The sequence below is a fragment of the Nonomuraea sp. NPDC052129 genome (assembly GCF_040680095.1).
In the GTDB taxonomy this organism is placed as follows: Bacteria; Actinomycetota; Actinomycetes; order Streptosporangiales; family Streptosporangiaceae; genus Nonomuraea.
Map to the genome: position 1 here is coordinate 147,637 of NZ_JBFAVX010000020.1, position 22,140 is coordinate 169,776.

18 protein-coding genes and 1 pseudogene are annotated in these 22,140 nt (G+C 69.4%); 14 read left to right on the plus strand and 5 right to left on the minus strand.

The annotated features are described in order from the left end of the window. The first annotated feature begins 96 nt into the window (after positions 1–96). Positions 97–615 carry an adenine phosphoribosyltransferase gene (locus AB0L53_RS35690; RefSeq protein WP_357955560.1) on the plus strand — a complete coding sequence of 173 codons (519 nt, stop codon included), beginning with the start codon at positions 97–99 and terminating at the stop codon, positions 613–615. Between the two features lie 175 nt (positions 616–790). Next, positions 791–2,980 (plus strand): bifunctional (p)ppGpp synthetase/guanosine-3',5'-bis(diphosphate) 3'-pyrophosphohydrolase, encoded by a 2,190-nt coding sequence (locus AB0L53_RS35695; RefSeq protein ID WP_358545904.1) that lies wholly within the window; start codon positions 791–793, stop codon positions 2,978–2,980. 5 nt (positions 2,981–2,985) lie between these two features. Here the strand turns inward: AB0L53_RS35695 and AB0L53_RS35700 are convergent, their stop codons facing one another. The 3 genes from AB0L53_RS35700 to AB0L53_RS35710 all read right to left on the minus strand — a co-directional run bounded on the left by AB0L53_RS35700 (position 2,986) and on the right by AB0L53_RS35710 (position 6,429). Beyond that, positions 2,986–4,101 carry a cupin domain-containing protein gene (locus AB0L53_RS35700; protein ID WP_364003627.1) on the minus strand — a complete coding sequence of 372 codons (1,116 nt, stop codon included), beginning with the start codon at positions 4,099–4,101 and terminating at the stop codon, positions 2,986–2,988. A 144-nt stretch (positions 4,102–4,245) separates the two neighbouring features. Next, a complete protein-coding gene (locus AB0L53_RS35705; RefSeq protein WP_364003630.1) occupies positions 4,246–5,475 on the minus strand; it encodes a DUF349 domain-containing protein in 1,230 nt (409 codons plus the stop codon). A 60-nt stretch (positions 5,476–5,535) separates the two neighbouring features. Then, complete coding sequence (locus tag AB0L53_RS35710) at positions 5,536–6,429, minus strand: peptidylprolyl isomerase (protein WP_357955552.1); 894 nt, start codon at positions 6,427–6,429, stop codon at positions 5,536–5,538. Between the two features lie 139 nt (positions 6,430–6,568). Here AB0L53_RS35710 and AB0L53_RS35715 point away from each other — a divergent pair, with 139 nt between their 5' ends. The 3 genes from AB0L53_RS35715 to aspS are packed head-to-tail and all read left to right on the plus strand — an operon-like array spanning position 6,569 to position 10,252. Further along, positions 6,569–7,249 carry an MBL fold metallo-hydrolase gene (locus AB0L53_RS35715; RefSeq protein WP_364003633.1) on the plus strand — a complete coding sequence of 227 codons (681 nt, stop codon included), beginning with the start codon at positions 6,569–6,571 and terminating at the stop codon, positions 7,247–7,249. A 10-nt stretch (positions 7,250–7,259) separates the two neighbouring features. After that, positions 7,260–8,519: a histidine--tRNA ligase gene (gene hisS, locus AB0L53_RS35720; RefSeq protein ID WP_364003636.1), complete on the plus strand. Its 1,260-nt coding sequence runs from the start codon at positions 7,260–7,262 to the stop codon at positions 8,517–8,519. Continuing rightward, on the plus strand, positions 8,516–10,252 hold the full coding sequence (gene aspS / locus AB0L53_RS35725; RefSeq protein WP_358187193.1) for an aspartate--tRNA ligase: 1,737 nt from the start codon (positions 8,516–8,518) through the stop codon (positions 10,250–10,252). The genes hisS and aspS overlap by 4 nt, the downstream gene beginning before the upstream one ends. 66 nt (positions 10,253–10,318) lie before the next feature. Here the strand turns inward: aspS and AB0L53_RS35730 are convergent, their stop codons facing one another. Next, complete coding sequence (locus tag AB0L53_RS35730) at positions 10,319–11,236, minus strand: peptidylprolyl isomerase (RefSeq protein ID WP_364003639.1); 918 nt, start codon at positions 11,234–11,236, stop codon at positions 10,319–10,321. Between the two features lie 152 nt (positions 11,237–11,388). Here AB0L53_RS35730 and AB0L53_RS35735 point away from each other — a divergent pair, with 152 nt between their 5' ends. The 9 genes from AB0L53_RS35735 (at position 11,389) to AB0L53_RS35775 (ending at position 21,659) form a co-directional block, all read left to right on the plus strand. After that, a complete protein-coding gene (locus tag AB0L53_RS35735; RefSeq protein ID WP_364003642.1) occupies positions 11,389–11,868 on the plus strand; it encodes a hypothetical protein in 480 nt (159 codons plus the stop codon). Positions 11,869–12,018: 150 nt separating this feature from the next. Further along, positions 12,019–13,320, plus strand: a complete 1,302-nt coding sequence (locus AB0L53_RS35740) for a replication-associated recombination protein A (protein WP_364003645.1) — start codon at positions 12,019–12,021, stop codon at positions 13,318–13,320. Between the two features lie 283 nt (positions 13,321–13,603). Further along, the gene (locus AB0L53_RS35745) at positions 13,604–13,978 is read left to right on the plus strand and encodes a DUF948 domain-containing protein (RefSeq protein ID WP_364003648.1); all 375 of its coding nucleotides are present in this window, start codon (positions 13,604–13,606) and stop codon (positions 13,976–13,978) included. Then, a complete protein-coding gene (locus AB0L53_RS35750; protein WP_225298225.1) occupies positions 13,975–14,205 on the plus strand; it encodes a hypothetical protein in 231 nt (76 codons plus the stop codon). The genes AB0L53_RS35745 and AB0L53_RS35750 overlap by 4 nt, the downstream gene beginning before the upstream one ends. A 17-nt stretch (positions 14,206–14,222) precedes the next feature. Next, positions 14,223–16,895: an alanine--tRNA ligase gene (gene alaS, locus AB0L53_RS35755; protein WP_364003651.1), complete on the plus strand. Its 2,673-nt coding sequence runs from the start codon at positions 14,223–14,225 to the stop codon at positions 16,893–16,895. A gap of 1 nt (position 16,896) precedes the next feature. Beyond that, positions 16,897–17,379, plus strand: coding sequence for a Holliday junction resolvase RuvX (gene ruvX, locus AB0L53_RS35760; RefSeq protein WP_364003654.1), 483 nt, complete (start codon positions 16,897–16,899; stop codon positions 17,377–17,379). 508 nt (positions 17,380–17,887) lie between these two features. Continuing rightward, the gene (gene mltG / locus AB0L53_RS35765) at positions 17,888–19,198 is read left to right on the plus strand and encodes an endolytic transglycosylase MltG (protein ID WP_364003657.1); all 1,311 of its coding nucleotides are present in this window, start codon (positions 17,888–17,890) and stop codon (positions 19,196–19,198) included. A gap of 226 nt (positions 19,199–19,424) precedes the next feature. Beyond that, complete coding sequence (gene mltG, locus AB0L53_RS35770; RefSeq protein ID WP_364003660.1) at positions 19,425–20,579, plus strand: endolytic transglycosylase MltG; 1,155 nt, start codon at positions 19,425–19,427, stop codon at positions 20,577–20,579. A 222-nt stretch (positions 20,580–20,801) separates the two neighbouring features. Further along, positions 20,802–21,659 (plus strand): shikimate dehydrogenase, encoded by an 858-nt coding sequence (locus tag AB0L53_RS35775; protein WP_364003663.1) that lies wholly within the window; start codon positions 20,802–20,804, stop codon positions 21,657–21,659. Between the two features lie 45 nt (positions 21,660–21,704). Here AB0L53_RS35775 and AB0L53_RS35780 read toward each other — a convergent pair. Then, a pseudogene (locus AB0L53_RS35780) lies at positions 21,705–21,926 on the minus strand (type II toxin-antitoxin system prevent-host-death family antitoxin); the annotation flags it as partial. Positions 21,927–22,140: the final 214 nt, after the last annotated feature.

Genomic DNA, 22,140 nt, shown 5'->3' on the forward strand with positions numbered 1-22,140 from the left:
CCCCCGGTAGGCGACGGTGGTCCGCCGGATGGGCCATCATGGAGGCCGTCAGTCGTGGGAGAGGACCGCCAGGCGGTCAACCGAAGGAGTGCCGTCATGAGCGACCTGAGCTCGTTGATCTGCGACCGGATCAGGGACGTTCCCGACTATCCCCAGGCGGGGGTCATGTTCAAGGACATCACCCCGCTGCTGGCCGACCCGGTGGCCTTCACGGCCGTGGTCGACGAACTGGCCGGCGCGTTCGACGTGGACAAGATCGTCGGGATCGAGGCGCGGGGCTTCATTCTGGCCGCTCCGGTGGCCTACCGGGCGGGGGCTGGATTCGTGCCCATCAGAAAAAAGGGCAAACTCCCCTCCGAAACCCTGGAAGAGTCCTACGATCTCGAGTACGGATCCGCGACCATCGAGGTGCACCGCGACGCCTTCGCCGAAGGTGACCGGGTGCTCATCGTCGATGACGTGCTCGCCACCGGCGGCACGGCGGAGGCCACCGTACAACTGGTGCGCAGGGCCGGTGCCGAGGTCGTCGGCGTCGCCGTACTGATGGAGCTGGCCTTTCTCAAGGGACGCGAGCGTCTCGCGGGAGTGGATTTGCGCTCCCTTGTGATCGTCTGAGCCCGCCCCGAGAGAGGCCAGGTTTCTCACCTGGATACACTGGGGGGCCTGGACTCGATGGTAAGGAGTCTGTGTGCCCCGTGATGTGGTCGTGCCCGACGTAACCGACGCTGGGAGTGCCGAGACGGCGCCCGGTGTCCCGGCGGTGCGTCGACGGCGATTTGGGGGTGGGGCCATGAATCCGGTGCTGGAGCCGCTGTTCAGGACGGTTCGCGCCACCCACCCCAAGGCCGACCTGCGCCTGATCGAGCACGCCTACGATGTCGCCGCCTACCATCACCGCGACCAGAAGCGGAAGAGCGGCGACCCGTACATCACCCACCCGCTGGCCGTGGCCACCATCCTGGCCGAGCTGGGCACCGACGACGAGACGCTGTGCGCGGCCCTGCTGCACGACACCGTCGAGGACACCGCCTACGGCCTCGACGAGCTGCGCGGCGACTTCGGCGAGACGATCTCGTCGCTGGTCGACGGCGTCACCAAGCTCGACAAGGTCAAGTTCGGCGACGCCGCGCAGGCCGAGACCGTGCGCAAGATGGTCGTGGCGATGTCGCGCGACATCCGGGTGCTGATCATCAAGCTGGCCGACCGGCTGCACAACATGCGCACGATGCGCTACCTGCCCGAGCACAAGCGCCACCAGAAGTCCCGCGAGACCCTGGAGATCTTCGCCCCGCTGGCCCACCGCCTGGGCATGAACACCATCAAGTGGGAGCTCGAGGACCTCGCCTTCGCCATGCTCTACCCCAAGCGCTACGACGAGATCGCGCGCATGGTGTCGGAGCGGGCCCCGCGCAGGGACCTGTTCCTGCAGGAGGTCATCGAGAAGGTCTCCGGCGACCTGCGCGACGCCAAGATTCGCGCGCTGGTCAAGGGCCGGCCCAAGCACTACTACTCGGTCTACCAGAAGATGATCGCCAGGGACGTGGCCTTCGACGACATCTACGACCTGGTGGGCATCAGAGTCCTCGTCGACAGCGTGCGCGACTGCTATGCGGCCCTCGGGACGATCCACGCACGCTGGAACCCGGTCCCCGGCCGGTTCAAGGACTACATCGCGATGCCCAAGTTCAACATGTACCAATCGCTGCACACCACGGTGATCGGTCCCGAGGGCAAGCCCGTCGAGCTGCAGATCCGCACGCACGCCATGCACCACAGGGCCGAATACGGCGTGGCCGCCCACTGGAAGTACAAAGAGGAGGTCGGCGCCCCGGGCCCCGCCGGCAAGGTCAAGCCGGGCAGCGACATGGCCTGGCTGCGCCAGCTCCTCGACTGGCAGAAGGAGACCTCCGACCCGGGCGAGTTCCTGGAGTCGCTCCGCTTCGACCTGTCGGTCTCCGAGGTCTACGTCTTCACCCCGCGCGGCCAGGTGGTGGCGCTGCCGGAGGGGGCGACCCCGGTCGACTTCGCCTACGCGGTCCACACCGAGGTCGGTCACCGCTGCATCGGCGCCCGCGTGAACGGCCGCCTGGTGCCGCTGGAGTCGCGGCTGGGCAACGGCGACACGGTCGAGATCTTCACCTCGAAGTCGCCCGACGCCGGTCCGTCGCGCGACTGGCTCAAGTTCGTCAAGTCCGGCCGCGCCCGCAACAAGATCCGCCAGTGGTTCTCCAAGGAGCGCCGCGAGACCGCGATCGAGGCGGGCAAGGAGGCCATCGGCCGGGCCATGCGCAAGCAGGGGCTGCCGCTGCAACGCCTGATGTCCGGCGAGTCACTGCTGGCTCTGGCCCGTGACCTGCGCTATCCCGACGTGTCCGCGCTCTACGCGGCCGTGGGGGAGGGGCACGTCGCCGCGCAGACGGTCGTGCAGAAGCTCGTGGCCTCCATCGGCGGCGTCGACAGCGCCGAGGAGGACATCGCCGAGACCTCGCTCCCGACGCGCCTGCGTGGCCGTCCCCGGGGCGGCGGCGCGGGCGTGGTCGTCGCGGGCGACTCCGATGTCTGGGTACGCCTGTCGAAGTGCTGCACCCCGGTGCCCGGCGACGAGATCGTCGGCTTCGTCACCCGGGGGCACGGCGTGTCGGTGCACCGCGCCGACTGCACCAACATCGTGCAGCTCAAGTCGCAGCCCGACCGCCTGGTGGAGGTGAGCTGGTCGCCGGGCGACGACTCGGTCTTCCTGGTGGCCATCCAGGTCGAGGCCCTCGACCGGCCCCGCCTGCTGTCCGACGTCACCCGGACCCTGTCCGACCAGCACGTCAACATCCTCAGCGCCTCGGTGACCACGTCGCGAGACCGGGTGGCGGTCAGCAAGTTCACCTTCGAGATGGGCGATCCCAAACATCTCGGTCATGTGCTGAAGGCCGTCCGCAACATTCAGGGCGTTTTCGACGTCTACCGGGTCAGCGGCGCCAGCACGTAGCCGGATCAGGCGCCGGGTCGGCGGCCCAGGTGTGTGGACAGATCGGGCAGGTTGACCACGATCGCGTCCTGCGTGCTGCGGGCGATGACGACCACGGCCTCCTGCTCCGGGTCGGGGTTTTCTTCGCGATGCGGGACATAGGGCGGGACGAAAATGTAATCACCGGGCTTCGTCTCCAGCCGCGTCTCGCGTGCGTCCTGGGGGTCGAGGAACACGAACGACGGTGTGCCGCTGACCACGTAGATGGCCGTCTCCGACTCCCCGTGGTGGTGATCGGCCGAGCGCGTCGACGGGGCGACGTGGGTCTGGCCCATCCACAGCTTGCCGGAGCCGGCCGTACGCCCGCTGACGGCGGCCAGGCGGTGCATGCCGGAGCTCTGGGCCGTCTCGGACGTCAGATCGCCTGAGGCGATGTGGCGCAGCCGCTGGTGGAACGGGTCCCCATCGGCCCGGTAACCCTCCCACAGGCGCCCTCCGGCCCGCTCCAGCACGCCTCCTGCCGTGGCGGCCAGGCGTACCGGATCGTCGTGGGCGGACAGCAGCTCGTCGGCGAGCGCGGCGTCGTACGCGCGCAGCTCGCGCAGCAGCCATTTGCCCGAGCCGTGCCAGCGGCCCGCGGACGTCAGCGCCAGCCGGGCCGACTCCTCCACGACCTGCCAGCGGATGAACGCCAGCTCGCCCGGATCCGTCGCGCCCGCCAGGTCGTCGAGCAGGTCCGACAGGACGTAGCGAGCCCGGTCCAGCATCCGGGGCGCGGCGGGGCCGGGACCGGCGGAGAGGCGTTCGCGCATGACCGCCTGGACTTCGGCGGCGCGGCCCGCCCGGTCGGTGAGCACCACGCCCTCGGCGCAAAGACGCGGCAGGGTCGGCCGGCGGGCGGCCAGATCGCGGTCGGCCCAGCCGGTCAGGCTCAACTCGGTGTGCACCAGCAGGTCGACCGGCCAGTCATGCCACCGCAGCGACTCGCGATAGGGCATGGCCAGGCCGTCCAGCACCACGACCACGTCGAGATCGGACCGGCTCGTGCGGTGGCCGGTCAGCGCGCTGCCGCCCAGGAAGGCGTAGAGCGCGTCCGGGAACAGCTCGGCGACCAGGGCACGCGCGGCGGGCACAGGTTCCATGCCCAACACCCTAGAACTCCCCGAGCCGGCCGGGCATCCCCCGACGCCGGACATCCCTGATGACAGGACATGCCGAGCGCCGGGTACGCAGGCGACCCCCTTCGCCCGCGGATTGGCGCGAACCTCAGTGAATCGGCGCGAACCTCAGCTGAACTCGGCCAGCGTCCGCTCGGCCTCCTCCAGCCACGAGCGGCGGGCCGTGATGGCCTCCTCGGCCTCCTTCACGTCCTTGGCGCGTCCGGCCGTCTGAGCCTTGGCCAGCCGCTTCTCCAGCTGCTCGATCGAGGTGCGCAGCTGGTCGACCGCGTTCTGGGCGCGGGCCCTGGCCTCGGGGTTGGACCGCTTCCACTCGGCGTCCTCGGCCTTGCGCACGGCGTCGTCCACCTTGCGCAGGCCGCCTTCGAGGCGGTCGCGCTGCTCGCGCGGCACCGGACCGGCCGCCTCCCAGCGCTCCAGGATGTGGCGCAGCGCCGCCCTGGCCGTGCGGACGTCGGTGACCGGAAGGATCTTCTCGGCCTCCGTCAGCAGCACCTCCTTGAGCTCGGCGTTGGCCGCCAGGGACGCGTCGCGCTCGGCGAAGACCGCCGAGCGGGCCTGGAAGAACAGGTCCTGGGCGCCCTTGAACCGCGCCCACAGCTCGTCCTCGGCCTCCCGCGACGCCCGGCCCGCGCTCTTCCAGCGCTGCATCAGGTCGCGGTAGACGGCCGCCGTCGTGCCCCAGTCGGTGGAGTCGGCGATCGCCTCCGCCTCGGCGACGATGCGCTCCTTCTCGGCGCGTACGCCCTCGCGCTGCTCGTCGAGCCCCGCGAAGTACGCCTTGCGTCGCTTGGCGAAGGCGGTGCGGGCGGCCGACAGCCGCTTCCACAGCGCGGCCTCGGTCACGCGGTCGATGCGGTCGGCCGCCTTCCACTCCTCGACCAGTTGGCGCAGCCGCTCACCACCCGACTTCCAGTGGGTGGTCTCGTCGGCGATGCGCTCGGCCTCGTCGACGATGCGTTCCTTGACCGTCCTGGCCTCGGCGCGCGCGTGCTCACGCGCGGCCTTGACCTCCTCGCGCCGCTGCGCGACCGCCTCCGTCAGGCCGTCGAGACGGGCCGTCAGCGCGGCGAGGTCGCCGATGGCGTGCGCGTCGGCGACCGCTTCGCGGAGCTTGACGATGCTGGCCTCGGCCTGCGCCGGGGCCAGGTCGGTGCCTTTCAGCCGCTGCTCCAGCAGCGTGACCTGGCCGGCCAGCTCGTCGTACTTGCGATGGAAGTAGGCCAGTGCCTCGTCCGGTTCACCGGCCTGCCAGGACCCGACGGCTCGCTCTCCCTCAGCCGTACGCACGTAGACGGTGCCGTCGTCGTCTACCCGGCCCCACGGGTCGGTGCTCACCGTGTCCTCCCGCACTATCCATCAGACCCTTCGGGACTACTGTCCCTAGTTTGTATTACGTCAGCTCTTGCCAGAGAATGTCACGCTTTTGATTTCGACGGTTTCCTTAGGTGCGCCAGTACCATCCTGCATGGGAGTGATGACACCTGCTTTGTTCACCTTGTCTAGGATGTCCAGACCCTTGGTGATCGTACCCACCGGCGTGTAATCCGGGGTGAGCCCGAGGTCGCCGAAGACCAGGAAGAACTGGCTCCCGGTGCTGCCCGGCGCCTGCGTCTTGGCCATGGCCATCACGCCGCGCTTGTAGGTGGCGCCCTTGAGGTTCTCCTCGGCCATGACGTAGCCGGGGCCGCCCGCGCCGTCCGACTCGCCCTTGCCGTCGGCCTTGGCCTGCGGGTCCCCGCACTGCAGCATCGGGAACTGGGCGCTGCCGAGCCGATGGCACTTGCTGCCGTCGTAGAACTTCTTCTCCGCCAGGTAGGCCAGCGAGTTGACCGTGCACGGCGCCTTGGCGTTGTCGAGCTGCACCTCGATGTCGCCCAGGTTGGTGTTGAGCGTCATCGTCTTGGTCGCCGGCTTGAGTTTCACCTTCTTCGGCGGTAGTCCGACGTCCTTGACCACGCCGCCGCCCTTCTCGGCGACGTAGTCGCAGGTGCCGGTCTTGGCGTCGAACGGCTTGGGCCCCGCGGCGGCCGAAGCCGAGGCCGTGGGCGCCGCCGTATCCTGGGCGGAGGTCGAGGGCTGCGCCGTCGCGGCGGCGTCGGTCTTCGAGTCATCGCCGCCGCCCAGCAACGCGACCGCCGCCACGATGCCCCCCACCACGACGACCACGCCTACCGTGGAGCCGATGATCGCCGTGCGCTTGGCGCGCTGCTCGCGTTCGAGACGGCGTGCCAGCTGCCGCTCGTGGTGCTCGCGTGCCAGCTGTTTCTGCCGGTCCTTCCCCGTGGCCACCGCTTTGCCTCCCATAGTCAATCAACTGAGGTGGGCGAATCGTATCGGCCAACAGGTAATGATTCGCAGCCCGGCGACCCGCACCGGTACCCTTCGGTTACATTCCCATTGGCTTTTTTGACGAGATCAGCTGAGGCAGATGCTCATCGCAGGCTTCCCCGCAGGGGCCTTCCAGACCAATTGTTACGTCGTCGCGCCCGCAGCGGGCGAGGAGTGCGTGATCGTCGATCCAGGTCAGGACGCGGTCGACGGGGTCGAGGAGCTGCTGAGAGAGCACCGGCTCAAGCCGGTGGCGGTGCTGCTCACCCACGGACACCTCGACCACGTCTGGTCGGTGGCCCCGGTCTGCGGCGCGCGCGACGTGCCCGCCTGGATCCATCCCGACGATCGCCACCTGCTGAGCGATCCGGCCGCGGGCTGGTCGCCGTCGAGCTCGGCGATGTTCGGCGGCATCACGCTGAGCGAGCCCGACGACGTACGAGAGCTGTCCGACGGCGCCGTGCTGCCGCTGGCCGGGCTGGAGCTCGTGGTCGACCACACTCCCGGCCATACCAGGGGGTCGGTGAGCTTCCGGCTGCCCGATGACGACGTCCTTTTCTCGGGTGACCTGCTGTTCGCCGGCTCCATCGGCCGCACCGACCTGCCGGGCGGCGACTATCCGACCATCCTGCGCAGCCTGGCCGACAAGTGCCTGCCGCTGCCTGACGATACGGTCGTCCTGCCGGGCCACGGACCACAGACCACGATCGGCCACGAGCGCGCCAGCAATCCATATCTGAAGGAAGCCGCGCCGCACGCCGGTCCCACACGAGGCATCTAACAGGGATCTCATGAGTTTCCAAGCGCCAAAGGGCACCTTCGACTGGCTGCCGCCCCGCTCCGAGCAGGTCCTCGCCGTGCGCGAGGCCCTGGTCGCGCCCGCGCGGCTGGCCGGCTACGGCTACATCGAGACGCCGGTGTTCGAGGACACCCAGCTGTTCGCCAGGGGCGTGGGTGAGTCGACCGACATCGTGTCCAAGGAGATGTACACCTTTCCCGACAAGGCGGGCCGCTCCCTGACGCTGCGTCCAGAGGGCACCGCGTCGGTCGTACGCGCCGTCCTGCAGCACGGCCTGCACAACGGCCAGCTCCCGGTCAAGCTGTGGTACTCCGGCAGTCAGTTCCGCTACGAACGCTCCCAGAAGGGCCGCTACCGGCACTTCTGGCAGGTCGGCGCCGAGGCGCTCGGCGCCGAGGATCCCGCGCTCGACGCCGAGATCATCGTGCTGGGCGCCCAGGGCTTCGCCGCGCTCGGCCTGACGGGCGTCCGGCTGCTGATCAACTCGCTGGGCGACAAGACCTGCCGGCCGGCCTACCGGGCCGCGCTGCAGGAGTTCCTGCGCGGGCTCGACCTCGACGCCGACACCAGGGCCCGGATCGAGATCAATCCGTTGCGGGTGCTCGACGACAAGCGGCCCGAGGTGCAGGCGCAGCTGACCGGCGCGCCCCTGGTCGTCGACCATCTGTGCGCCGCCTGCAAGTCCTACCACGAGGAGGTCCGCGGGCTGCTGAGCGCCGCGGGCGTGGCCTACGAGGACGATCCGCGGCTGGTGCGCGGGCTCGACTACTACACGCGCACCACGTTCGAGTTCGTGCACGACGGGCTCGGCTCGCAGTCCGCGGTCGGCGGCGGCGGACGCTACGACGGGCTGAGCGAGATGCTCGGCGGGCCGCCCCTGCCCAGCGTCGGCTGGGCACTGGGCGTCGATCGCACGTTCCTCGCCATGGAGGCCGAGGGGTTGATCGGCGAGGCCGCACCGGGACGCGTCCAGGTGTACGGTGTCCCGCTGGGTGACGAAGCCCGCCGCCGGATGTTCCTGCTCGTGACCGAGCTGCGCCAGGCGGGCGTCAGCGCCGACCTGGCTTACGGCGGCAAGGGGCTCAAGGGCGCGATGAAGGGCGCCGACCGCTCGGGTGCCCGGTTCGCGCTGATCCTGGGCGAGCGTGACCTGGCCGCGCAGGCCGTACAACTGAAGGACCTGACCACCGCTGAGCAGACCGAGGTGCCGCTGGCCCAGGTCGTCGATGTCTTGAAGGGGAAAGTGCAGTGATGCGCACGCATACCGCCGGGTCGCTCCGAGAGGAGCACGCCGGGCAGCAGGTGACGCTGGCAGGATGGGTGGCCAGGCGCCGTGATCACGGCGGTGTGGTCTTCATCGACCTGCGCGATGCCTCCGGCTCGGCGCAGGTGGTCTTCCGCGAGGAGGATCACGCCCACGACCTGCGCGCCGAATACTGCGTGCAGGTGGTCGGCCAGGTCCGGGTCAGGCCGGAGGGCAACGAGAACCCCGAGCTGCCCACCGGGGCGATCGAGGTCGTCGCCGAGCGGGTCGAGGTGCTCAGTGAGTCCGCCCCGCTGCCCTTCCCGATCGAGGGCAGCGCGGGTGTCTCCGAGGAGGCCCGCCTCAAATACCGCTATCTCGACATTCGCCGCCCACAGGTGGCCAATGCCCTGCGAGTCCGCTCGAAGGCCACCTACCTGGCCAACGAGGTCATGCACGAGCTGGGCTTCGTCTACGTCGAGACGCCGACGCTGACCAGGTCCACGCCCGAGGGCGCGCGCGACTTCCTGGTGCCGGTCCGGCTCCAGCCGGGCAACTGGTACGCGCTGCCGCAGTCGCCGCAGCTGTTCAAGCAGCTGCTCCAGGTGGGCGGGCTCGAGCGCTACTACCAGCTCGCCAAGTGCTACCGCGACGAGGACCTGCGGGCCGACCGGCAGCCGGAGTTCACCCAGATCGACGTCGAGATGTCGTTCGTCGACCAGGAAGACGTCATCGCGGTCGGCGAGAAGCTCATCGGCCGCGTGTGGCGGGAGACGGTCGGCTACGAGATCCCGACCCCGCTGCCCCGCATGACCTACGCCGACGCGATGGCCCGCTACGGCTCCGACAAGCCCGACCTGCGCTTCGGCCAGGAGCTCGTTGAGATGACCGACTACTTCGCCGGCACCTCCTTCCGCGTCTTCCAGGCCGACTACGTGGGCGCGGTCGTCATGCCGGGCGGCGGCTCGCAGACCCGCAAGGAGCTCGACGGCTGGCAGGACTGGGCGCGCTCGCGCGGCGCCAAGGGCCTGGCGTACGTGCTCGTCCAGGAGGACGGCACGCTCGGCGGCCCCGTGGCGAAGAACCTTTCAGAAGAGGAAATTTCCGGACTCGCGGCGAAGGTCGGCGCCCAGCCGGGCGACGCGGTCTTCTTCGCGGCCGGCGCGCGCAACGCGGCGCGCGACCTGCTGGGCGCGGCCCGGCTGGAGATCGGCCGCCGCTGCGGCCTCATCGACGAGTCGCTGTGGTCGTTCCTGTGGGTCGTCGACGCGCCCATGTTCGAGGAGGACGGCGAGGGCGGCTGGACGGCCGTGCACCACCCGTTCACCGGCCCCAAGCCCGAATGGGCGGACAACTTCCAGGACCACCCCGGCGAGGCCCTGGCCTACGCCTACGACATGGTCTGCAACGGCATGGAGATCGGCGGTGGCTCCATCCGTATCCACCGGGCGGAGATGCAGCAGCGGGTCTTCGACGTGCTCGGCATCTCCAAGGAGGAGGCCGAGAACAAGTTCGGCTTCCTGCTGGAGGCGTTCAAGTACGGCCCGCCCCCGCACGGAGGCATCGCCTACGGCTGGGACCGCATCTGCATGCTGCTGTCCGGCGGTGAGTCGATTCGCGACGTGATCGCCTTCCCGAAGACCGCCTCGGGCTTCGACCCGCTCACCGGCGCGCCCACGCCCATCACGGTGGACCAGCGCAAGGAGGCGGGCGTCGACGCCAAGCCCAAGAACGAAGGCTGACCCACGACGAAAGAGGGCGCCCCGCCTCTCCACTTCAGGAGAGGCGGGGCGCCCTTTCGCGTCCGGCTAGCGGACCGTGACCTTCTCGATGATGATCGGGTTCTTCGGGGCGGTCGAGCCGCCGTCGCCGACGATGTCCTGATCGTTGACGATGACGCCGTCCTTGGCGACCTTCTCGATGATCTCCAGGCCCGAGCGGACCATGCCGAGCACAGAGTACTGGCCCTCGATCTGCGAGTTCTCGTCCGACAGCGAGATGGCGAACTGGCTGCTGTTCTGTCCGGCCGCGTCCTGCGGCTGGGTGAGGAACACCACGCCGCGGGTGTACGGAATCGCGCCGACGGCCTCGTCCTGGTAGACGTAGCCCGCCGTGCCCTGGCCGTCCGTCGGGTTCTTGCCGTCGGCCTTGGCCTTGGGGTCGCCGCACTGCAGCAGGAACAGCCCCGCCGTCTCCGGCGTCACCAGGCGGTGGCACTTGGTGTTGTTGTAGAAGTTCTTCTTGGCCAGGAAGTCCATCGAGTTGACCGAGCACGGGGTCGCGGCCGGGTCGACGTCGATGACGATCTTGCCATGGTTGGTGAAGACGGTCATCGTCTTCAGCTTCATGTTCGGGCGGCTGCCGGGCATGCCCACGTACTTGTTCGGTGCGCCTGAGGTGTCCTTCTTGTACGTGCAGGACACCTTGCCGGTCTTCTTCGGTATCGAGGACAGCGACGGCGTCGGCGAGGGCGCGGCGCTGGGCGGCGTGGAGGCCGACGGAGTGCTCTCGGCCGAGACCTTCTTGCCGGCGTCGTCCTTGTTGACCAGCGTGGTCGCGGCGAAGATGCCGCCCGCCACCACGACGACGGCCAAGCCCGCGCCGATGAAGACGTTCCGCTTCCCCTTGGCGCTGTCCGCCGCCGCGCGCTGCTCCTGCCGCTCCTTGTGTTCCCGAGCCAACTGGCTCTGGCGGTCGTCCTCGCCGCTCACCGGTATGTCCTCCACTTTTGCCAGTACATGACCAAACAACTCCGGGAATGCTACCGGCCCTGCGATGTGCCGGACGTAAGAGGAGGAAACCACTCGTAGTGACGGGATGGACCGCGAACCATATCGTGTCGCCATTCGTAGTTGAAATGAGAACTAGGAGTGCAGACATGTTCGACGAGATCTTCGGCTTGCCCGCCCATCCGCTGATCATCCACTTCGCCGTGGTGCTGACCCCGCTCCTCGCGGCCGCCTCCGTGGCGTACACGGTCCTGCACCGCTGGCGGCCGCTGCTGGCCTGGGCGGTGGTCCTGCTCTCCTTGGGGGCGCCCGTGGCCGTCTTCGCGGCCAAGGAGAGCGGCGAGAGCCTCAAGGCGGCCCGCTTCGCCTCGGTCGACGGCACTCTGGGCCAGCGGATCGAGACCCACGAGAGCTTCGCCAACCCGTTGCTCCTGTCGACGGCCGGCCTCGGGGTCGCCGCGTTGCTGCTCGTCTACGCCACGAGCCCGAGCCGCGGCTCGCTCGGCGACAGGTTCGGCCGCCCGGTCACCCTCGTGCTGTCCGGCGTGACGGTGCTGCTGGCCGTGGTGGTCGGCTACTTCGTCTTCCGCGCCGGTGACTCGGGCGCGAGAGCCGTCTGGGGCGCGTAGCCCGCTCCCTGATGGTGGAAGAGCCGTCTGGTGAATATCTGGCCCGCTCCCCGGTGGTGGACCGAAGCAGGTGTGCCTGATGGTGGACGACCGAAGCCCGCTTGCCTGATGGTGGACCGCTGGACGCGGTCCACCCCGTAAACTCGCGTTGTGGAGAGTCTGTTCGATTCGGCGGCTGAGGAGGCCACGCCGCAGCCCCTCGCGGTCCGGATGCGGCCGCGCACGCTCGACGAGGTGATCGGTCAGCGTCACCTGCTCGGCGCGGGCACCCCGCTGCGCAGGCTCGTCGAGAGCGAGGCGCCGATGTCGCTCTTCCTCTGGGGGCCGCCCGGCACCGGCAAGACGACGCTCGCCTACGTCGTCTCCAACGTCACCAAGCGGCGCTTCGTCGAGGTCTCCGCCGTCTCGGCCGGGGTCAAGGACGTACGCGCCGCCATCGACGTCGCCAAGCGCGAGCTGGGCATGAGCGGCCGGCAGACCGTGCTCTTCGTCGACGAGGTCCACCGCTTCAACAAGGCCCAGCAGGACGCCCTACTGCCCGCCGTTGAGAACCGCTGGGTCACCTTCATCGGCGCCACCACCGAAAACCCCTTCTTCTCGGTCATCTCCCCCCTGCTGTCGCGCTCGTTGCTGCTCACGCTCGAGTCCTTGACCGACGACGACATCCGCGCGGTCCTGGAGCGGGCGGTGGCCGACGAACGCGGCCTCGGCGGCCGCGCCACCGTCGCCCCCGAGGCCGTCGACCATCTCGTACGCCTGGCCGGCGGCGACGCCCGCCGCTCCCTGACCTACCTCGAAGCCGCCGCGCTGCTGTCCGACGACATCACGGTCGAGGTCGTGGAGAAGGCCGTCGACAAGGCGGCCGTACGCTACGACCGGCAGGGCGACCAGCACTACGACGTCATCAGCGCCTTCATCAAGTCGATGCGCGGCTCCGACGCCGACGCCGCGCTCCACTACCTGGCCCGCATGATCGAGGCGGGCGAGGACCCGCGCTTCATCGCCCGCCGCATCGTCATCTTCGCCTCGGAGGACGTCGGCCTGGCCGACCCGACCTGCCTGCAGACCGCGGTCGCCGCGGCCCAGGCCGTGCAGCTCATCGGCCTGCCGGAGGGCCAGATCAACCTTGCCCACGCGGTCCTGCACTGCGCGCTGGCGCCCAAGTCCAATGCCGTCGTGAAGGCCATCGGAGCGGCGATCGGCGACGTACGCCGCGGTCTGATCGGCCAGGTGCCCGGCCACCTGCGCGACGCCCACTATCCGGGTGCCGCCAAGCTGGGCCACGGCGACGGCTACAAGTACCCGCACGACTTCGATCACGGGCTGGTCCGCCAGGACTACGCGCCCGAGCAGGTGCGCGACAAGCGCTACTACGAGCCCACCAAGCATGGTGGGGAGGGCGTGCTGGCCGAGCGGTGGGCTCGGATACGTGACTTCCTGCGGGGCTCTTGACGGCCGCTGGGTGAGCTCCTGGGCGGGCCGTTGACGGTCTCCTGGCCTGGCTCTGGGCAAGCCGCTGACAGGTTCCTGGCAGGCTCTTGACGGACTTCTGGCCGTCCGGGGTTCGGCTGGTCGGCCTCGGGGTCGGTGCCGCTCGCGGGCCGGTCCGTTCGAGCGGGGAAACGGGGGCCTCCGACGTGGCGGCCTGATGGAGCCGGGCGTCGCCAGTAATCTGGGCCGTCGAACGCGATAGGGTTCTTGCCGTTCCGGCCCAGCGTACGAGGGAGATGAGCGGATGCTTACCGCTGGAGAGGTCGCCGGGCTGATCGCCGCCACGGGCTGGATCGTCTTGGTCTGCGTGCTCGTCATGGTGCTGGTCAAGCTCACCCGGCTGATCACCGCGACCAGCAGAGCGGTGGCCGACCTGAGCGCCCGCATGGCGCCGCTGCTCGATGACATGAGCCTGACGGTCAACGAGACCAACCGGCAGCTGGTGGCCGTCGAGGCCATCGCCAAGGACGTCAAGCAGGTGAGCTCCCACGCCGCCAAGCTCAGCGCCGTCACCCAGACCGTCTTCACCGGACCGCTGATCAAGGTCTCCTCCATCGGCTACGGTGTGCGCAGGGCCATCGAGGTCCGCAGGCCGCGCAAGGCGGGCCGACGGCGATGATCAGACGGCTGTTCTACCTGTCGCTCGGCGCGCTGCTGACCCTCTGGGTGATGCGCAGGCTGCAGGCGCTCCACCCCAACCACGTGGCCCGCAGGACCGTCGGCGGCGCCGCGAGCATGCTCGGACGGGTGAGAGACTTTACTTCTGACGCGCTCGGCGAGGCCGCGGAGCGCGAAATCGAGTTGCGGGCCCGTTTCGGACTCGACAACCCTGAAAGCAACGACTAACGCAAAGGATGGCCACCATGGAGTCGGCAGAGATCGCGCGCCGCTTCCTGCGCTTCTTCGAGGAGCGTGGGCACAAGGTAGTGCCCTCGGCCAGCCTGATCGCTGAGGACCCGACGCTTCTCCTGGTCAACGCGGGTATGGTGCCCTTCAAGCCGTACTTCCTGGGGCAGCGCAAGCCTCCGGCGGACCGGCTGGCCACCGCGCAGAAATGCGTGCGCACCCCCGACATCGACGAGGTCGGCAAGACCACCCGGCACGCGACGTTCTTCCAGATGCTGGGCAACTTCTCCATCGGCGACTACTTCAAGGCCGAAGTGATCCCGTTCGCCTGGGAGCTGCTGACCAAGCCGGAGTCCGAGGGCGGCTTCGGCTTCCCGCCCGACCGCCTGTGGGCGACCGTCTACCTCGACGACGACGAGGCGCTCGACATCTGGCACAACAAGGTCGGGCTGCCCCTCGAGCGCATCCAGCGCCGCGGCCTCGAAGACAACTACTGGCACATGGGCGTGCCGGGCCCTGGCGGACCGTGCTCGGAGATCTACTACGACCGCGGCGCCGAATACGGCCGCGAGGGCGGCCCCATCGCCGACGAGAACCGCTACCTCGAAGTCTGGAACCTCGTCTTCATGCAGGACCAGCTGGGCGAGGTCCGCAGCAAGGTCGACTTCGACATCATCGGCGAGCTGCCCGCCAAGAACATCGACACCGGCATGGGCCTGGAGCGCATGGCGGCGATCCTGCAGGGCGTCGACAACATTTACGAGATCGACACCACCTACAAGATCCTCGACAAGGCCGCCGAGCTCACCAAGACCCGCTACGGCCGCGACCACCGCTCCGACGTCAGCCTGCGAGTGATCGCCGACCACGTCCGCACCGGCACCATGCTGGTCGCCGACGGCGTCATGCCCGGCAACGAGGGCCGCGGCTACGTGCTGCGCCGCATCCTGCGCCGCTCGGTCCGCAACCTGCGCCTGCTCGGCTCCGGCGACGAGCGCTACATGCACGCGCTGACCGAGGTCGCGATCGAGGTCATGGGCGAGCAATACCCGCAGCTGAAGGCGGACGCGCCGCAGATCCACGGGGTCATCGACGCCGAGGAGGCGTCCTTCCTCGGCACGCTGCGCACCGGCACCGCCATGTTCGACGTCACGGTGGAGGAGACCAAGCGCAAGTCCGGCTCGATGCTCTCCGGCGAGCAGGCGTTCCAGCTGCACGACACCTACGGCTTCCCGATCGACCTCACGCTCGAAATGGCGTCCGAGCACGGGCTCCAGGTCGACGAAGAGGGCTTCCGCCGCCTGATGAAGGAGCAGCGCGACCGCGCCAAGGCCGACGCGGCGGCGAAGAAGACCGGCAACGCCGACATCTCCGTCTTCGGGCAGCTGCTGGAGAAGGCGGGCCGGGTCGAGTTCCTCGGCTACGACCAGACCGAGGCCGACACCAGCATCGTCGGCATCCTGGTCGACGGCGGCGCGGTTCCCGCGGCGGGCGCGGGCACCGACGTGGAGGTCGTGCTCTCCCGCACCCCCTTCTACGCCGAAGGCGGCGGTCAGCTCGCCGACCAGGGCGTGATCCGCACCGGCGGCGCCGAGGTGGAGATCCGCGACGTGCAGACGCCGCTCGCGGGCCTCGTCGTGCACCGCGGCCGGATCCGCAAGGGCGAGCTCAAGGTCGGCGACGAGGCCCAGGCGGAGATCGACATCGAGCGGCGCCGCGCGATCTCGCGCAGCCACAGCGCCACCCACCTCGTCCACCGCGGCTTCAAGAACGCGCTGGGCGAGACGGCGGCGCAGGCCGGCTCGGAAAACTCGCCCGGCCGCTTCCGCTTCGACTTCACCGCGGCGGGCGCGGTGCCGCCGAGCGTGCTGCGCGACGTCGAGGACGAGGTCAACGCGGTCCTCGTCAACGACCTCAAGGTCAACGCCTTCTACACCTCCCAGACGGAGGCCAGGGCGATGGGCGCGCTGGCGATGTTCGGCGAGAAGTACGGCGACGAGGTCCGCGTCGTGGAGATCGGCGACTACTCGCGCGAGCTCTGCGGCGGCACCCACGTGCACAGCTCCGGCCAGCTCGGCCTGGTCAAGGTGCTCGGCGAGCAGTCGGTCGGCGCTGGTGTGCGCCGCGTCGAGGCGCTCGTCGGCATCGACGCCTTCCGCTTCCTGGCGCGCGAGAGCGTGCTGGTCGCCCAGCTCACCGAGCAGCTCAAGGCGCGCCGCGAGGAGCTGCCCGAGCGCGTCGAGGGCATCGTCACCCGCCTGCGCACCGCCGAGAAGGAGCTGGAGCGGCTCCGGTCCGCGCAGGTGCTCCAGGTGGCGGGCGAGCTGGCTGCGCAGGCCCGTGACCTGGACGGAGTCTTCGTGGTGACGCACCGCGCGCCTGACGGCACCGGGGCCGATGACCTGCGTAAGCTCGCGCTTGATGTGCGTGGCAGATTCCCGGCCGACCGACCGGCGGTCATCGTGATCGCGGGTGTCCCCTCCGACCGGCCCGTGGTCGTTGCCGCGGTCAACGAGGCGGGACGTGAGCGCCAGCTCAAGGCCGGGCGACTGGTCGGCGTCGCCGCCAAGGCGCTTGGGGGTGGCGGTGGCGGCAAGGACGATGTCGCGCAAGGCGGCGGCACACGACCGGAGGCGGTCGGCGACGCGCTGCGACTGGTCGAGCAGGCCATCGCGGAGCAGCTCGGCTGACATGCGGTTCGGTTCACGGATCGGCGTGGACGTCGGGTCCGTACGCATCGGCGTGGCCCGCAGTGACCCCTCGGGCCTGCTGGCCACTCCGGTGGAGACCGTCAGGCGAGGCCAGGGCGACCTCGACCGCATCGCCGCGATCGCCGACGAACACTCGGCGATCGAAGTCGTGGTCGGGCTGCCCACCTCGCTGTCGGGCCGCGAAGGGCAGGCCGCCGCGCTGGCCCGCGAATTCGCCACAGCGCTGGCCCGGCGACTTGCGCCCACGCCCGTCCGCCTCTTCGACGAACGGCTGACCACGGTCGCGGCGCAGCAAGGACTACGGGCCAGCGGCGTGCGGGCCAAGAAGCAGCGCGCGGTCGTGGACCAGGCGGCGGCGGTCGTGCTGCTGCAGGACGCGCTCGACGTCGAGAGAGCCACGGACAGACCACCCGGCAGGCCCGTCGATCCGCCCTCCGGGGTGGACGGCGGACCCGCCTCATGACCGGGCGTCTTACCGGGGGCGGCGGGGAACGGGCGGGGATGGCCGCATGAGCGGGTCACCTCCGGACGAGGATGACGACCTGATCCCGTTCGTCCCGGAACCCTTCTTCCCGTCCTCGGACACAGCACCGTCTTCGGACGTCGAGGTGCCTTCGGATGCCAAAACGCTTTCGGACTCCGCGACGCCCTCAGACACCGATATGTCCTCTAGCGCCGACGTGTCCTCGGGAACCGGTGTGTCTTCGGACTCCGACGGTCCCTTGGGACCGGACGCGTCAGAGGCTCCGGACGTGCCGGTGACGGAGGAGTACGCAGCGGACGGACGAGAGTGTCGCGCGGACGACCTGGGCGCGATCGCCCCGGCGGACGGCGGGCGGCTTCCTCGTGGTGCGTCATCGGAGGGTGGTGCGCCGTTCGACGGCGGCTTGCCCGACGACGGGAGGCTCGCCGGTGGTGCTCCATCCGAGGGTGGCGCGCCTTCCTATGGCGGGCGGCTTTCGGATGGTGGCATGTCCCACAGCGGCGCGCCTTCGGACGGCCGCACCTCCGACGGTGGCGTCTCCGGCGCGGATCCGGGCGAATCGCCGGGCGTCGGTGGCCTCGCACCTGGGGCGGCCCGGGTCAGTGGCGGTGGCGTGTCCGAGGCCGGAACCGGGGCCGGGACCGGAGGCGGAGCCGGAACCGAAGCCATGGGCGGAGCCGAGGCCGGAGCTGGAACTGGGGGCCGTACCCAGGGCAGAGCTGGAGTCGGCGGTGGGGACGTTCGTGGGGTTCGGCGGCGGGAGAAGCGGTCGGCCGTGCGTACGGTGGCGCTGCTGGGCGTGGTGGTGTCCGCGTCGATCGCCGCGCTCGGCGTAGGCGTGTACGTGGCGCTCAAGCCGTACCTGACCCCCGACGACTTCGAGGGCACCGGTGGCGGCCCCGTGACCGTGCGGATCCCGCCCGGTGCCAACGCGGGTGACGTCGGCGCGGTGCTGGCCGAGGCCGGGGTGGTGGCCAGCGCGCGGTCGTTCGTGAACGCGGCCGAGGACCGCGCCGTGGCGGGACGCCTGCGGCCGGGGCACTATCGGCTGCGCAAGGGCATGGCCGCGGGCGCCGCGCTCGACCTGCTGCTCGCGCCCGCCTCCAGGATGGTCAGGCGGGTCACCGTGCCCGAGGGCATGCGGGCGTCCGAGACGCTCGTCCGGCTGGCCGCTCAGTCCGGGCTGGCTCTTAAAGAGTTGCAGGCGGTCGACGCGGCTCTGGTCGGGCTGCCCAAATACGCCAAGGGCCTCGAAGGGTTCCTGTTTCCGGCCACGTACGAGGTCGAGCCCGGGGACAAGGCCGTTGACCTGCTGACCGCGATGGTGGAGCGGTTCGGCGCGGCGGCGAAGCAGGTGGAGCTGGTGAAGAAGGCCCCGCACGTGCATCTGAGCCCGCTGGAGGCCGTCACGGTGGCCAGCATGATCCAGGCCGAGGGCGGCAGGGACGAGGACTATCCCAAGATCGCCAGAGTGATCTACAACAGGCTCAAGCGCGACATGCGGCTCCAGATCGACAGCACCGTCCTGTACGCCCTGGGCAAGCGGACCCTGAAGGTCACCGAGAGCGACACCAAGGTCCAATCGCCGTACAACACCTACCGGCACATCGGACTGCCTCCGGGGCCCATCGCCAATCCCGGAGAGAAGGCGCTGATCGCGGCCTTGCATCCGGCGAGCGGTGATTGGCGCTGGTTTGTGACGACGGATCCGGCGCATAGAATCACCAAATTCACCGACAAAGAGAGCGAGTTCGTGAGATACCGGGAAGAGTTGCACCGAAACCTCGGGACGAAATGATGCTTGCCGGGACCCCCCTCTTCCCGCGAGAGATCTTCGAAATCCCCGAGCGGAGCCCCCGAGAGAGGGCCCGCGCGCTCTTCTTGTCCTCTAGCATGGCTACCCAGAGTGATATTCGCCGGTCGTGGGTGCACGGTCGGCGAACCCCCCGCTCGGTGACCCCCAACGGTTCGGCAGTGCCACTTGACGCCGGGCCGTACGTACCGGGAGATTGGCCTGCGCACCTATGAACGATCTCGACATGGATTTCCTGCTCGGCGCCGAGGACGACGAAGGCTCCTCCCGGCGCCGCGGCCGAGCCAACGGTAAAGGCGGCAGCCGCAGGCGTCGCAGGCGCCGTAACCGTGGCGGCTTCATCGCGCCCCTCCTGGCCTTCATCGTCCTGGCGGGCATCCTTGGTGGCGGCGGCTACTTCGGCTACCAGTGGATCAGCGGCGCTCTGGTGCCCGACGACTTCACCGGCCAGGGCAAGGGCGACGTGACCATCGAGATCAAGGACGGCCAGACCGCCTCCGACGTGGCGGTGGAGCTGGAGCGGCAGGGGGTCGTCGCCAGCGCCAGGGCGTTCACCAACGCGATCGCCAACGCCAACAAGAGCGGCGCGCTCCAGCCGGGCCAATACACCCTGCGCAAGGGGATGTCCGCCGCCAACGCGGTGACGATGCTCGGCTCGGCCAACAAGCTGATCGTCAGGATCCCGTTCGAGGAGGGGCTGCGCCTTTCCGACGTCCTCGCCCGGCTCGCCGACAAGACCGACAAGCCGCTGAAGGACTTCGTCGCCGCCGCCAAGGACACCAGCGAGATGGAGCTGCCGTCCTACGCGAAGGGCAGGCTGGAGGGCTACGCCTTCCCCGCCACGTACGAGTTCCAGCCGAAGTCCACGCCGGCCGACATGCTGTCGCAGATGGTCGAGCGGTTCAACCAGGCGGCGGAGAAGGCCGACCTCGTGGGCGGCGCAAAGGCCCTGCGGCGCACGCCGGCCGAGATCATCACGATCGCCAGCATCATCCAGGCCGAGGCCGGCCGGCACGAGGACATGCCGAAGATCGCCCGCGTCATCTACAACCGGCTCGACCATGAGCCGGAGATGCAGCTGAAGATGGACAGCACGGTGATGTACGCGACGAACAAGAAGGGCACGTCCGCGACGCACGCGCAGCTGCAGAGCACCTCCAAGTACAACACCTACAAATACTTGGGTCTCCCGCCCGGCCCCATCTCCAACCCGGGCGACGCCGCGATCGAGGCGGCTCTCAACCCGGCCAAGGGTCCCTGGCTCTACTTCGTCGCCACCGACCCCAAGAGCCACATCACCAAGTTCGCCGTCACGGACGCGGAATTCCAGGTATTGCTCAACGAATACCGCCGAAACGGTGGCTGACGCCGTCGGGTGAGCGGCGGAAGCAGGCCACGCCACCGGTCTCACCGTCTCGTAACCGCGCTCGGCCATGTGCGGGCTCAGCTGGAGGCCCTGAGCCCTGTACGGCGACTGGGGTCGGCCGGGCATGCCGTACCCGCAGACAGGGATGCTGTACAAAAGCGGCTGCACAGAAGACAGGCCGCGCAAAATCAGCAGGCAGTAAGGCATGGAGAGGAGAACCGCGTGCGGGCAGGGGTGCTGGGGTCGCCGATCGCGCATTCGCTGTCGCCCTACCTGCATCGGGCGGCCTATCAGGCGATGGGGCTCGACGGGTGGAGCTACGAGGTCCGCGAGTGTGACGAGGCCCGGCTGCCCGGGCTGCTGCGGGAGCTCAAGCCGCGCCGCGGTGAGGTGCCGGGGGACGAGGGGGCCTGGGCGGGGTTGTCGCTGACCATGCCGCTCAAGCGGGCCGTGCTGCCGCTGCTCGACAGCGTCTCCGACCTGGCCGTCGAGGTGGGCGGGGCCAATACCGTGGTGTTCCGCGACGGCGCGAGCCATGGGGACAACACCGACGTCTACGGCATCGAGCGGGCGCTGGCCGAGGCGGGGGTGCCGGTACCGAGGTCGGCGACCGTGCTGGGCGGGGGCGCCACCGCCGCTTCGACGCTGGCGGCGCTGCGCAACCTGGGGCTGCACTCCGCGACCCTGCTGGTACGCGATCCCGCCAGGGCGGGGGACACGGCCGGGGTGGCCGAGCGGCTCGGGATGGCGCTGGCGATCGAGACGTTCGACAAGCTCGACGTTTCGACGCGGGTGGATCTGGTGGTGTCCACGCTGCCGAGCGGGGCGGCCGACGCCTTCGCGGCGCGGCTGGCGCGGGTTCCCGCGCTCTTCGACGTGGTCTACTCGCCCTGGCCGACCAGCGCGGCGGCGGCGGTCCAGGCTGGGGGCGGCACCGTGGTCGGCGGGTTCGGGATGCTGCTGCACCAGGCGGTGCGGCAGGTGGAGCTGATGACCGGCCGGACGGATGTGCCGGTGAAGGCGATGCGCGCGGCCGGCGAGGCGGAGATCCTCAGACGGTCGGCCAGTCGTACGGGTTGATCAACCGAACGGCCAGGATCAACCAGGTGGTGTCGAGAACGTAGCTCACTCGATGCCCTCAAGGTCGACATCTCGCATCATGCTGCTCCTGTCGCGAGTGAGGTCGAGTGCGCTCAGATCGGGCCCCGAGAGCAGGAATTCCTTGAACTGGCGGTATTCCTCCATGTCCAGGATGGCCGCCACGTCCTGCCCGTGCCTGGTGACGATCTGCGGTCCCTCGTCATGGGCCCTGCGGACGGTCTCGCTGAAGCGCTGTTCGGCCTCCTGCTGCTGCCATTTGCTCTCTTCGAGATCGGTCGCATGCCCTCCTTCTGGCTAATTTTCTGGACAGAATTTACCGCTCAGACCCCTGGCCAGCGGGGATGATTCGAAGAAGTCTCGTTGTTGTGGTAATGTAGCTCACTGATCGGTCCGGCATGCCTTGCTGGACGCGCAAGCGGAGGTCTCCCTCCCACCTGAGTCGCCGAGAGGTGGCCGGGTC